The organism is Paracoccus sp. KR1-242, assembly GCF_049446195.1.
GTDB classification, from domain to species: domain Bacteria; phylum Pseudomonadota; class Alphaproteobacteria; order Rhodobacterales; family Rhodobacteraceae; genus Paracoccus; species Paracoccus broussonetiae.
The window spans coordinates 72,894-86,513 of sequence record NZ_JBMSED010000016.1 but is presented as its reverse complement, the minus strand read 5'-3'; the positions used below and the strand labels follow the sequence as shown (position 1 = coordinate 86,513).

Below are 13,620 nucleotides of genomic sequence, written 5' to 3'. Positions count from 1 at the left end.
AGTCTAGGCTCCCCCACATGACCGATCCGATTCCGACGCCCACCCTGTCGTTCGATCCTGACGAAGGACCAGCACCACCGTTGATGCGCCCGGATGACTGGCTCGCGGCGCAGCGGGCGCAGTCGGGCCTGCTGTCCCTGGCCGCTGCGGCTGTCGGGCGGCTGGATGCGACGGTTGCCGCGCTTGACCCGGATGCACAGGTGGGTGCGACCCGCCGACTGGCGTTGATCGAGGTCGAAGCGATGCTATGGGCGCAGGGCACGCCCCTTCGACGTGAGGAAATCGGGCGAGAGCTGATGGATGCCAGGGCCGGGACGGACCTGTCGGCCATGCGGCTGGCGCGCTGGGGTTTGCGTCGGCTTGAGGGGCAGGGCTCTGCGTCGAACCTGCGCAACTTTCTTGGACTTTACCGCAGCGAAGGGCCGAGCCTGACCGATGCCCTTGCCGCGCGTCCCGTTGGCGCCGCTTTCGACGATGGGGCCGAGGAATTCCTGGCCGGCCATGCCGCACTTGCCGGGATCGAGCCGATTGCCCGTGCGCCGGCCCTGCGGGTCGCCTGGCGTATCGCCGACCTCTCGGCACCGGAATGCCTTGCCGAACCCGCCTGCTGGACAGCACGCGACATGGCGGAAGGATGCGAGGCGTTGAAATTTGTTCCCCTGGGTCGCAGCGGTCGCCGGGTCTGGATCGACACCGGCCCCCCTGCCGATCGGATGGCGCGACAGCTTGAAGCCGTGCTGCAAGGCGCGATCGAGGCGCGGCGCGAATTGAAGCGTGTCTCGGACTGGGCCGACCGCGCCCGCCGCGAAACCGCCGGGATCAAGGGCGACAACCCGGCGCGCGTGATCGCGGTTCTGGCCGCCCATCCGCTGATGTCGACGGCGATGGTCGAAACCGCGACCGGGATCAGCCGCGACACCGCCGAGCGATTGCTTGCCCGGATGCAGGCCATGGGCCTTCTGCGCGAGATCACCGGCGCAAGGCGGTTCCGGCTGTGGAGCGTCGGCGGCTAAGCCGCTTCGCGGATGACGTCCATGAACAGACTCTTGATCGCGCCGGAGTCGCAGTCAAGCGCGGCTGCGGACCTGTGCTGGCGTTCAATCCGCCTGATCCGCCCGATTTCTTCCCCTTCCAGCACGACACCCATCGCGGTCTCCTCCATGGTGAACAGCTCGGGATGCAGGCAGGCGATGACCGCCATCGGGTCATGCAGCGCGCAACCCGGTTGTCCGACCGAGCGATAGAAATCCAGATAAAGTCCCGCCATTCCGTTCAGGAAGCCACCGTCATGGGGTGCGGCTTCAGCCAGCGCATGAAAGTCGGCCGCGCCAAGCTGGGCGCGCATGGTGACATCCAGGCCGATCAGTTGGATCTCGGCACCCGAACCCAAGACTTCCTCCAGCGCATGGGGGTCGTGATAGGTATTCGCCTCGGCATGGGGGGTGATATTTCCCGGCGCATCCAGCGCGCCGCCCATCAGGACGATCCGCCCGATATTGCGTGCGAAATCTGGATCCAGACGCAGGGCCTCGGCCACGTTGGTAATGGGGCCGATTGGGCAAAGGGTGATCTGGCCGGGGTTTTCGCGGGCCAGACGGGTCATCAGTTCCGCTGCCGTCTCGTCCACCGCTCGGCGGCTGGGCTGCGCCGCAGGCAGGTGCCCGAAACCCTGGGCTCCGTGGATATGGGCGGGCGGGGCGAAGGGCGGCAGCACCAGCGGATGCGCGGCGCCCTGCGCCACGGGTATATCAAGGCCGCAATGCTCGACCAGCGCCAACGCGTTCCGGGTCGCAATCTCGACCGGCACGTTCCCGAAGACCGTGGTCAGGCCTACCAGCTCGATGCGCGGGTGGCGCGCGGCAAAGATGATGGCCATGGCATCGTCGATGCCGGGATCGGTGTCGATCAGAAGTTTCATGGGCGTATCCGTTGACAGAAGCGCCTCATGTAGCCCGCCGGGCCTGTGGCTTCAACTGATCCGCGTCCGCAGAGAGCCGTCACCTTCGCGCGTGACCTGCACCTGCTGCAGGGTGCCGCCCACCCTGATCGTCGCGGTATATCCGGGCCAATCCGAGGGCAGGGTGGGCACGACCTCCAGCCGGTTCCCTTCGCGGATCTGCAGGCCCAGAATATGCTCGACCGCAACCCGGTGCAGCCAACCGGCCGAGCCGGTATACCAGGTCCATCCCGCGCGCCCGCGCTTTTCATCTGCTCCATAGACATCGGCCGCGACGACATAGGGTTCACCCCGATACCGATGCATGGTGTCCGGGTCGCTGGCATGGGTGATCGGGTTCAGCATCCGGAACACGCGCCAGGCATCATCGCCCCGCCCGGCCATGCACAGCGCCTGAACCATCCAGATCGCGGCATGGGTGTATTGTCCGCCATTCTCGCGCACACCAGGGGGATAGCCCTTGATATAGCCCGGATCCTGCGCCGTCTGGGCGAAAGGCGGAGTGAAAAGGCGCAGCAGCATTCCATCTTCGTCCAGCAGGTGCGACAGCGCCGCGTCCAGCGCCGGACCCCGACGACGCTTGGCCCCCGCGCCCGAGATCACCGACCAGCTTTGCGCGATCGAGTCGATCTGGCATTCGTCGGACAGATGCGAACCAAGGGGCGTGCCGTCGTCATAGATTCCGCGCAGATACCAGCCCCCATCCCAGGCGCTGTCCTCCAACGCTTTAGAAAGCGCGTCGCGATGTGCCTGCCAAGCGCTCGCGCGGGCGGGTTCGCCGCGTTCAGCGGCAATGGGCGCCATCATTTCCAGCGTGCGTGCAAGGAACCAACCCAGCCAGACGGATTGGCCCCGCCCCGCGGCCCCCACGCGGTTCATGCCATCGTTCCAGTCCCCACCCAGAAACAAGGGCAAACCCTGCGCGCCCGTGCGGGTCACGGCAAGATCCAGCGCCCGCGCGGCGTGTTCGTAAAGGGATGCGGATCTCGCGCTGACCTCGGGGGTGTAGAACGCGTCGTGTTCACCCGGCTCCAGCGGGCGGCCAGTCAGGAAGGGCAGGTTTTCGTCCAGGATCGTGCGGTCGCCGGTGACTTCCAGATAGCGCGCCAGCGAATGGCCCAGCCAGACCACGTCATCGGCGATCATCGTGCGCACCCCGGCGCCTGTCGCAGGCAGCCACCAATGCTGGACGTCACCCTCCGGGAACTGGCGTGAAGCGGCATGGATCAGTTGCGTTCGCGCAAGGCCGGGGTCATAGACCAGCATCGCCGATGTATCCTGCAACTGGTCGCGGAATCCGAACGCACCCGAGGCCTGGAAAAAGGCCGAGCGCGCCCGGATGCGGCAGGCGATTGCCTGATAGGGCAGCCAGCGGTTCACCATCAGATCAAACGCAGGGTCGGGCGTCTGGACCTGAAGGTTCCCGAAGATGCCGTCCCATTCCGTCTGCTGCGCAGATTTCGCCTGCGCGGCGGTGTCGGTCCGCGACATCAGCGCTTCGGCCACAGCGTCGGGCCCCGCCGAAAGGCGGAAGGTGATCTCTTCTGTCGCGCCGGGTTCCAGCTCGATCCGCGTTTCCAGCAACATGACGGGATCTCCGTCGTGGCGATGCACGAAGCGGTGGCTCAGGGCCGAGTCGAACCATGCAGGCATGGACAAGTCGCGATTGCGCCCCTGCCAGATCAGGCGCGACAGGCACATGCCCGTCACCTCGCGATCCACCGACAGGAACATCCGCTGTCCGGTGTAATCGATGGAATAGGGGTTCCTGCACTCGATGGCGCGCTGGTTCGGCAGGTAGCGCGGTTGAAGATAGGGCGCGGCCTTGGCACGGGAACCGCCCATGACCGGCTCAAGAAACTGCGCGACATCCAGCGTCAGGGGACGGTCGGACCGGTTGGTCAGAGCCACGTCGATCACGCGCAGCGGGGCGTCGGGCAAAAGACTGTGGGTTGCGGTGATCTCCAACTCGCCCGACCAGGAGGTGAATTCCGAGAATCCGGCCCCGTGCCGGCATTGGTAAAGGGCGGTTCTTTGGCTGGACAGCGCCGCATAGGGCGTATGGATCGCGCCGGTCCCGACCTCCCGGATCAACATCCCTTCGCCACTGGGATTGCTGACCGGATCATTCGACCACGGCGTCAGCTGATGATCCCGCGAGTTGGCCGACCACGAGAAGCCAGCACCCTCCGCCGAGATGTGAAAGCCGAAATCCTCGCGCGCGATGACGTTGATCCAGGGATTGGGGGTTGTCTGGGCATGGCGCAGGCGGGTGACATAATTGCCGCTGGCGTCAAAGCCGCCGATGCCGTTCCAGAAACGCAGGTCCTCGGCCGGGAAATCGGTGCGGAGCGGGGCGCGTTGCAGGGGACGGCTTGCGGGCCGGACGATACCGCGCTGCAATTCCGCCGCCTCGATCCGCTGAATCTGCTCGGACAGGCTGCCGTTCTGGGCGTGGACGACAACGCGGGCGACGGCCAGCAGGGTGTCCTGTGTCAGCGGTTCCAGAGCATTCGCATCGACCGCGAAGACCGAGGGGCGCGAATGCAGCAGGTGCAGGCTGTGGCACAGGTTGTTCAGCGCCTCGTTCATGCTTGCGGCATAGCTGGCCCTCTGTTCGTTCAGGATAACCAGGTCGCATTCCAGCCCGCGCATCCGCAGGTATTCCTGCATCCTGATTGCCTGATGCGCGACCGGCATCAGGTCCGGGTCGTTGATGCGCAGCACCATGATCGGGTTGTCACCCGAGACGGACATCGGCCACAGCGCCGATTGCCGCCCCATCGCGTGCCGGATCTGGTGCGGGTTCAACACCTGGTTGGGATAGACCAGCAGCGCAGCATAGCGCCGGAACAGCGCTGCTTCGTCCGGGGTGATGTCGGCATGGTGCAACTGCACCTGGCTGCGCGTCCAGGCCATCTGGTATTCGTTGTCGAAGGCGGATTCGTCCGACAGCAGGCGGTGGGCTTCATAAAGCTGATCGCGGCTGGTTGCCGTGACCGTCCAGAATGTCACCACCGCCTCTTTCCCCGGCGCCAGGGTCAGCCGGCGAGACAGCGAGAAAACCGGGTCAAGGGTATAGCTTTCTTCCTGCGGCGGAGGTGTCAGGCGACCGGGATGTTCCAACCCCAGCGGTGTGCGCAGATTCCGACCGCGACCGATGAATTCGCGCCGATCCGTGATTGCTGCCGAAGGAACTCCGGCCCCCGCGGACATGTGCATCAGATGAAGGTCGGGATCCTGCGGATTGCGCTTGTTGCGCCGCGCGAAGATGCGGGCCTGATCCACCTCGGCCTTGGTGGCGACGAACATGCGTGAAAATGCGGTATGGGCGCGGTCGGCGGCATTGTCGTCCAGTACGATCTCGCCATAGCTGACAAGGTCGATCTGGCGCGTTTCCTCCCAGACATTGCGCAGTTTCACGCGTGTGCCGCGGGCGTCCAGATCATCCGACAGGATCACCTCGGTTTCGCAGATGATCCCCTCGCCCTGGGCCGAGAAGCAGGCCTTGTAGTCGAATAGCAGCGCCGAATACGAGATCTGGGGGTCAAAGCCGGGCGCTGCCGTGACCGACCACCAGCGGCGGCTTGTGATGTCGCGAAGGAACAGGAATTCGCCCCAGACATCTGCCGCGGGATCGGGGCGCCAGCGGGTGACGGCGACCGGACCCAGCCGCGAACGCCCGCCGCCGCTGGCATCCAGAAGCAGGGATTGCCGGCCATTCGACATCAGGGCCACGGTGTGCGGTGCGGACAGCGCGTCCCTGACATCGACGATTTCGGATTGTCCGCTGTCCCTTCCCAGACCCAGCAGGCGGCGTGGCGGCGTGATCCGCAGCAGCGAGGAAATCTCGCGCGGGCTGCGCTGCTGCAGCAGCGTCGAGACGCTTTCGATCACCGGGTCGGCGTGGAAACGCTTGCGATGGATGCCGCGCATCAGGCAGTTCGCCACCGCCAGCAGGCTCATCCCCTGATGATGGGCCATGATGTTCATCACCGTTACGCATTTGCGCCCGGCTGGCACGCGCGAGGGAGTGAAATCCACCGCGTCGTAAAAGCCGAACTCTCCCCTTGCGCCAAGTTTCGCCAGGCGTCGCAGGTTCTTCAGCGCACTGCGCGGGCGCAGGTCCGCCGCAATGAAACTGGCATAGGGAGCGACGACCTGGTCATCGCGCAGCCAGCGCCGCAAGGCCAGTTCCGCGACCCCGAAGGCATAATACTGATAGTTCATCATCCCGTCGCGCGCGTTATAGGCGCTTTCGGACACACCCCAGGGCCGCGAGGCGCGCATCCCGTCCCGGATCTGCGCCTCGACCGCGACCTCGCAGGACGAATGCAGGATCGAGCCGGGCGGCTCGTCCATGACCAGGGGCGCCATCATGTATTCGAACATCGATCCCGACCAGCTGACCAGCGTGCTGCCATAGGTCATCGTGGTCATCGGCCGGCCAAGCCGGTTCCAATGCTCGGTCGGCAGATCCCCCTTGGCGATCCCGAAAAGCGAGGCAAGCCGCGCCTCGGATGCCAGCAGGTCGTAATAGGAATGGTCTAGCGTTCCGTCCGCCGCGTTGAAGCCGATCGCCAGCAGGTGGCGTTCGTTGTCATAGAGAAAGCTGAACTCCATTTCGAAGGCAAAGGCCCGCGCGCGTTCAGCCAATGCAGACATACGCAATGCCGAGACCTGCACCAGCGCCGGTTCGATCCTGCCCAGGGCCTCCATCTCGTCGCAGGTGGTGACAAGGCGCGCGGCCCACCAGTCAAGCTCTCGCACCGGGGCAGTCGGAACCTCGGCCAGAAGGCCCTGCACCAGCACTTGAAGATCCGCGGCGGCACGGGCATAGGTACGGACGTGAAGGGCGGCCACGTCCGGCTCTCCTGCATTTCCCATCGCGCGCCACAGGCCGTGGATGCGTTCTCCAATGCGGTCGCGCAGGGTGTTCAGGCTGCGCCTTTCGCGCGGGACCGCGTCATGGATTCGCCGCATGATGGTCAGGATATCGACCGCGCCGGACAGGTCGGGAAGCAGGTAGAGCGTGGGATTTCGGGCCCATTCCTTCAGCGTCGCGGACAGCGTGATCAGGTGGCCCGCAAGGTTTCCGCTGTCCACGGCCGAGATATAGCGCACCCCCAGCGGTTGCAGGGTGTCCGTCGCGTACCAGTTGTAAAGATGACCGCGCTCGCGCTCCATCCGTTCGATCGTGCCCAGCGTGGCGTCCACCCGCTCCAGCGTCTCGTTCAGGGTGATCCAGTTGAATTCACGCGCAGTGACCGTCGACAGAAGATAAAGCCCGATATTCGTGGGCGAGGTGCGCTCGGCCAGTTTCGGGTGGGGATCGATCTGGAAGTTGTCGGGCGGCAGGTGGTTCGTCGCCTCGGTCACGAAACTTTCGAAGAAGCGCCAGATCAGCCGCGCTTCGGCGCGCCATTCCAGGATCTCGTCCGGCGCAAGGGGGCGGGTCTCTTCGTCGCGGATCGGGCGGGCGCTGATCCAGGCGATCAGGGGCGCTGCCAGCCACAGCGCGGTAAATGCCAGCGCCTGCGGACGGTTGTCGGGGCGGAACAGCACGATCAGCGCCGCAAAACCCAGGGCCAGCCCGACGCCCCCCCGCATCAGCCGGACATAGTCGGCCAGTGTCTCGTGCGACCGCGCGGCAACAGACTGGCTGGTGGTCCATTCCAGCAAATGCCGGCGCGAGACGTAAAGCCGGTAAAATGTGCGCATGATCGCATCCATCATGCTCCAGGCCACTTGCGGCAGCAGCGCCAGACGCAGCATGAAGGCGATCAACTGGTCGAGGAATTCGTTGCCGATCACCGTCAGGTGGCGCAGCGGCGCGACCCCGGCCTGTCGCGGGACAACACCCATCAGCCAGCCCAGCAGTTGGGCCAGGCACATCGAGACGCCAAGGATCGCCAGCCAGATCATCACCTCGTCATGGGGCAGACCGATCAATGCCAGCGTGCCGGCCATCATCAGGCTGACCGGCAGCAGGCTGCGACGCAGGTTGTCGATCATGCGAAAACGCGCCAAGGCGTCCAAACCGTTATGCGGGTTCAGCAGATAGGGCAGAAGCTGCCAGTCGCCACGCACCCAGCGATGCTGGCGCGACAGGTCGACCGCGAAGCGGCGCGGGTATTCCTCAACCAGGGTGACATCCGTGGCCAGCGCCGCGCGCAGCCATGCGCCCTCGATCAGGTCATGGCTCAGCACCGTGTTCTGGAGGACCCGGTCCTGTGCCGCCGCGGTGAAGGCATCGACATCATAGATGCCTTTGCCGGTATAGGTGCCCTGGTCGAACACGTCCTGGTACAAATCCGAAACGGTGAAGACATAGGGATCCAGCCCGCCATCCTGCGACAGGATGCGCTGAAACGGCGAGGTCTGCGGTCCATGCGCCAGCAGCGCCGCGACACGCGGCTGGATCACCCCATGCCCGCGCGTGATCCGCCCCAAGACCGGGTCGTAATGCGGACGGTTCACGGGATGTGCGATCATCCCGACCAGCTGCCGCACCGTGTCGCGCGGCATCGTCGTATCGGCGTCCAGCGTCACGACATAGCGGATATTGTCGGGCGGGCGCGGTCCGCTGTCGACGAAACTGGTATCCTTGGAGCCCCGCAGCAGCGCGTTCAGCTCGACCAGCTTGCCGCGCTTGCGTTCCCATCCCATCCAGACGCCTTCGACCTCGTTCCACTGCCGCCGCCGGTGCAGCAGGAAGAAGCGTTTGCCGGTATGGGCATAGCGATCCGCAAGCGCGTTGATCCCCTGCCGGGCATAAGCCAGAAGCTCGGCGTCGCGATCAGTCACCTCCTCGGCGGCATCGGCGAAGTCAGTCAGCAGCGCAAAGCTGATCGCAGGGTCGGTATTGGCCAGATAATGCACCTCGAGATTGTTCAACACATCGTCGATTGCATCCAACCCGTGCAGCAGGCAGGGGATGACCACAAGCGTTGCATGGTCCGGCGGAATGCCTTCGTCGAAACCATAGGCCGGCAGCTGTGCGGGCGGGAACAGCCGGCTTGCAAGGAAGCGGATCAGGGCAAGGGAGGCCTCGGCGAAAGCCGGGAGCGACAGCAGGATCAGCGCAACCGCAAGCAGGGCATTCGTACGCGACGGGATATAGGCGGCGCTGATCATGACCGCGATGGCGATGGGGATCATCAGTACCAGCGCCATCGCCCGAACCCCGCGACGCCGCAGCGCGTGGGCCACCCTTTCGCGCAAGGGCGGGCGATAGCCGCAGCCATGCTCGAACGCCCTCGCCTCGTCCCCCAGCATGATGGCCGAGACTGGCAGCGCGCGGTGTTCGGCTGCGCGCAAGGCGCGTTCCGCAACCTCGGCCTCAGTCAGGTCGGAATGACGCGCTATCGCCTCGATCCGATTGCGGATCAGGTTACGGGTCGGGGGGGCAAGCCGCAGGTGATCGGGGTCGTCGCGCAGGATCGCCTCGATCCGGCTGGTATTCTCGAACCAGTCGCGCCAGTCGATTTCGTCCAGTCGCTTCAGCGCCCGGATCACATGTCCGGCGGTGACGTTGTTGGCCGTCTGGCGCGACTGTTCGTCGGAAAGAGTCTGTTCGGCGGTCTTGCCCCGCGCTTCCAGCCGGCGCGACAGGTCCGACGCGATGGCATGGCCGCGGTCCAGCCGCGCATGGATGCGATAGATGACCTGTGCCACATAAGTGGGGTTGATCAGTGCATGATCGGGCACGACAAGGTCGAAATCCTCGGGCCGCGGATCGTCCTTGGCCATCAGCCGATCGATCGCCGCATTCGCCTCGCGCCGTCCTTGCCGGGCCTGGGCTGCCTCGATGCTGAGGCGCAGCATCCGCAGCAGCAGGACATAGCGCAGCATCGCGGGCAGGCACCAAAGCTCTCCGATGGTCAGCCATTCGACCTGCTGGGCGCCCGCGATGAATTCGGAAAAGCTGCGTTCGCGCAGGTCTGCATCGGTCATCGCGACATAGTCCCAGGCCAGTGCGAAGACGCGCGGGATCGGGCCGCCCGACTGGTCGGTCCCGCGTGGCAGCGAACGCAGGAAATCGGGGCTGAGATCGCGGTGCAGGTGGCGATAAGTCTCGGCAATGGTGTGGTAGTTGTCGAGCAGCCAGCGCGTGGCGGTGGTGATATGCTCACCCTCGGCATCGTCCCTGAGGGCAAGGTGATACAGCGACCTTTGCTGACGCTCTGCCTCGCCAATGTCGATCTGGGCAGCCTTGCTGTCCAGTCCAGGCGTCAGGGCACGGCCCAGTTCCATGACCGCACGGCCAGCCGCAGGAAACCCCGAGGGTCGTGCCATGTCCGGCGCGCCCGGATCTCGGGGGCCGAATTCGCCGCCATCAGCCTGCATCTGCCCCTCCGCCACGTCCCCCTTGAGCAGACAAGAACGGATATGCCGCGCGGGTTCCCACCCTTGCCGCGCCGCGCGCGGCTTTCCCGTTCACATGCGCGACAAATCGGCAGTCCGGTGGGGCAGTCGGGTCAGGCCGCGGTGCCGAGTGCCTTCAGCGTTCCAAGCCGCGCGCCTGCCGTCCGGTCGGCGATGATCGTGCAGGATGGATGCAGCCGCAGATAGGATGCGGGGCAGTCGGGGCTGATTGCCCCGTCCAGAGCCGCGGCCAAGGATTCCGCCTTGGCGGGGCCGGTCGCCAGCGCAAGAACGCTGCGGGCGGCAAGGATTGCCGCGGTCCCCATCGTCACGGCCTGCGATGGCACCTGTTCCTCGGCCGTGAAGAAGCGGGCATTCGCGCTGATCGTATCTGGCAGCAGGTCGACCACGCGGGTCGGGGCGTCGAGCGGGGTGCCGGGTTCGTTGAAGCCGATATGCCCATTCGCCCCGATCCCCAGAAGTTGCAGGTCGACCGGTCCGACCCGATCCAGCAGCGCGGAATACTCTGCTGCGGCACGGTCGGGCTCCACGTCGCCGCGGGGAATGTGGATTGCGTCCTCGGGAATATCGACGTGATCGAAGAAATGCCGCTGCATATACCTGTGATAAGAGTTCGGGTGATCCGGGGTCAGGCCGACATACTCGTCAAGGTTGACGGTGCGCACGCGCCGGAAGCTCAGGCCCGCGCGGTGGAATTCGACAAGCCGGGTGTAAAGCGGCTCCATCGTGCCACCGGTGGCAAGGCCCAGCACCGCGTTCGGCCGGATCGCCACCAGATCCGCGATCAGCCGGGCCGCAGCGGTGATCGCCTGTTCGGTCGTCTTGTGGACGTTCAGTTTCAATGCGCGCATCTTCGGCAAGACTCAGGCGGTTCGCGCGGTCGGCATGCGGGCAAGGTCGACGGGCACCTGCCTGCGGTGCAGCGCCTGGCCGTCGCGGTCGAAAAGATGGGCATTGGCGGGATCGAAGCCCAGCCGGATCGTCTCGCCCGGCGTAACCACCGCGGTGCCGTCGGCCAGCGCGCAGATCGGCCGGTCGCCCGGCGCGATCGCGTGGATCACGGTGCTGCTGCCCAGCCGCTCGACCACGTCCACGCGGCAGGGCAGGCCTTGCGGATCGGGGCGCAGATCCTCGGGGCGGATACCCAGGGTCATCTTTTCATCCGCGGCGGCATGACCATCCACCGGCACGGTGACGTCACCGCCATTCTCGACGCGCAGGGCGATGCCCTGTGCATCGGTGCCGGTCGCGGTCGCGGGCAGAAAATTCATGTTCGGGTTGCCGATGAACCCCGCGACGAAGCGGTTGGCGGGACGATGGAACAGTTCCAGCGGGGTGCCCGACTGCTCGACCCGCCCGGCGTTCAGCACGACGATGCGGTCGGCCATGGTCATCGCCTCGACCTGGTCATGGGTCACATAGATCATGGTGTTTGCCAGCCGCATGTGAAGGCGGGACAGTTCGACCCGCATGTCGCCACGCAGCGCGGCGTCAAGGTTCGACAGCGGCTCGTCGAACAGGAAGACCGAAGGTTCGCGCACGATGGCGCGGCCAATGGCGACGCGCTGGCGCTGACCGCCCGACAATTCGCCCGGCTTGTGCTTCAACCGCTCGGTCAGCTTCAGAACCTCGGCGGCGGCCTGGACCTTCTGGCGGACTTCGGCTTCGGGGCGGCGCTCGACCCGCAGGGGAAAGGCGATATTCTCGAAGACGTCCATGTGGGGGTAAAGCGCGTAGCTTTGGAACACCATCGCGATCCCCCGGCGCGAGGGGGGCAGGTCGTTGACCACGCGCCCGTCGATTTCAAGCGTTCCCGAGGTGATATCCTCCAGCCCCGCGATCATGCGCAGCATGGTGGACTTGCCGCAGCCCGAGGGGCCCACGAAAACCGTGAACTCGCCGTCTCGGATATGCAGGTCGGTCGGGTGGATGACGCGGACCGTGCCGAAATCCTTGGCCACGGCTGTCAGTTTCAGATCGCCCATCGGCTGCTCCTTGGCAGAAAGGTGGGGGCGGGCGTGCCGCCCCCAGCAGGGATCAGTTCAGCGCGGCTAGGCCGTCATTGATCTGCTTGGCGCCTTCTTCCGGCGTGACTTCGCCGGTGATGACGGCCTGGATACCTTCGATCGCAACGTCCTGCATGGCGATGTAATCCTGCAGCAGGGGTTCAGGCCCGCCGGTCGGGATGGCGTCAAGGAAGGGCTTCCACTTCGCCTCCTTGGCGATCAACGCATCGGCGCTGGCTCCGGCGCGGATCGGGGTCCAGCCGCCGGCCTCGTCGAAGGCCGCCTGGCGTTCGGGCGCGGTCAGGAACTTGATCAGGTTCTGTGCCGGCTCTTCCAGTCCGGTGCCCTTGAACACGACAAGACTGTCGGTGATGAGCAGCGTCGAATGCTTGCCCTGCGGGCCCGCCGGGATCATGGTGACGCCGAAGTTCACGCCCTCGGCCTTGGGAATGCCGAACGCGGCCGAGGTATACATGGCGACCTGGCCTTCCTTGAACAGCGGCTCGATCTTGCCGCGGTCATAGGCGACCGGACCTTCCTGCGAGTATTTCGCCAGTTCCTGATAGAATTTCAGCGTTTCGACGTTGTTCGGGCTGTCAAACACGACCTTGCCCTCGGCATCGACGACCTGACCGCCGTTCGAATACAGGAAGTTCAGGAATTCGTGGAAGGTGTTGTCCATATCGGCGGCGGGCATGCCGAACCCGGCGGCCTTGGTCTTTTCCTTGATCGCTTTCGCGGCGGTCAGCATGTCGTCAAAGGTCTGGGGACCGTCGGGCATGTCCAGCCCGGCTTCCTTGAAAAGGTCCTTGTTCCAGTAAAGCGCCTTGGTCGAGAAGGCGCGCGGCAGGCCCCAGGTCTGCCCGTCGATCTGCGCCGTCGAGATGACCGAGGGTTCATAGGTCTTCATCTCATCTTCGGTCAGCGTGATCGGGACGATCTGGCCAGCGGCGGACAGCTGCTTGAGCACGCGCGATCCCATATAGGCCGCGGCGGGTGGCGTCCCTGCGGCAGCAAGGGTCAGGGTCTTTTCCTGGCACTGTTCCCACGGCAGGAACTCGACCCGGACGGTATAGTCGGGGTTTGCCTTGACCCATTCGTCGATATGGGTCTGCTGGACGGGGGCCTGCGGCTCGTTATCTGCGCCGCAGTTGATCAGATACAGTTCGGTCGCGGCCTGCGCGGCGCTCGACAGCGCGAAGACTGCGGTCGACGCGAGGATGATGGAACGGATATTCAATTTCTTACTCCCTGTTATTTGCGACCGTA

The 13,620-nt window shown here is 65.2% G+C and carries 6 protein-coding genes; 1 reads left to right on the top strand and 5 read right to left on the bottom strand.

Annotation, left to right across the window (positions count from 1 at the left end):
* Positions 1–17 precede the first annotated feature (17 nt).
* On the top strand, positions 18–1,013 hold the full coding sequence (locus ACO2Q4_RS21325) for a helix-turn-helix domain-containing protein (RefSeq protein WP_423321791.1): 996 nt from the start codon (positions 18–20) through the stop codon (positions 1,011–1,013).
* Here ACO2Q4_RS21325 and ACO2Q4_RS21320 read toward each other — a convergent pair.
* The 5 genes from ACO2Q4_RS21320 to ACO2Q4_RS21300 form a co-directional block, all read right to left on the bottom strand.
* Positions 1,010–1,918, bottom strand: a complete 909-nt coding sequence (locus ACO2Q4_RS21320) for a nucleoside hydrolase (protein WP_423321790.1) — start codon at positions 1,916–1,918, stop codon at positions 1,010–1,012. The genes ACO2Q4_RS21325 and ACO2Q4_RS21320 overlap by 4 nt on opposite strands.
* A 51-nt stretch (positions 1,919–1,969) precedes the next feature.
* Positions 1,970–10,306: a GH36-type glycosyl hydrolase domain-containing protein gene (locus ACO2Q4_RS21315; protein WP_423321788.1), complete on the bottom strand. Its 8,337-nt coding sequence runs from the start codon at positions 10,304–10,306 to the stop codon at positions 1,970–1,972.
* Positions 10,307–10,437: 131 nt separating this feature from the next.
* Entirely contained in the window at positions 10,438–11,196 is a 759-nt protein-coding gene (nagB, locus tag ACO2Q4_RS21310) for a glucosamine-6-phosphate deaminase (protein ID WP_423321786.1), read from the bottom strand.
* Between the two features lie 12 nt (positions 11,197–11,208).
* Positions 11,209–12,330, bottom strand: coding sequence for an ABC transporter ATP-binding protein (locus ACO2Q4_RS21305; protein WP_423321784.1), 1,122 nt, complete (start codon positions 12,328–12,330; stop codon positions 11,209–11,211).
* A gap of 52 nt (positions 12,331–12,382) precedes the next feature.
* Positions 12,383–13,591, bottom strand: coding sequence for an extracellular solute-binding protein (locus tag ACO2Q4_RS21300; protein ID WP_311761022.1), 1,209 nt, complete (start codon positions 13,589–13,591; stop codon positions 12,383–12,385).
* Between the last annotated feature and the right edge of the window lie 29 nt (positions 13,592–13,620).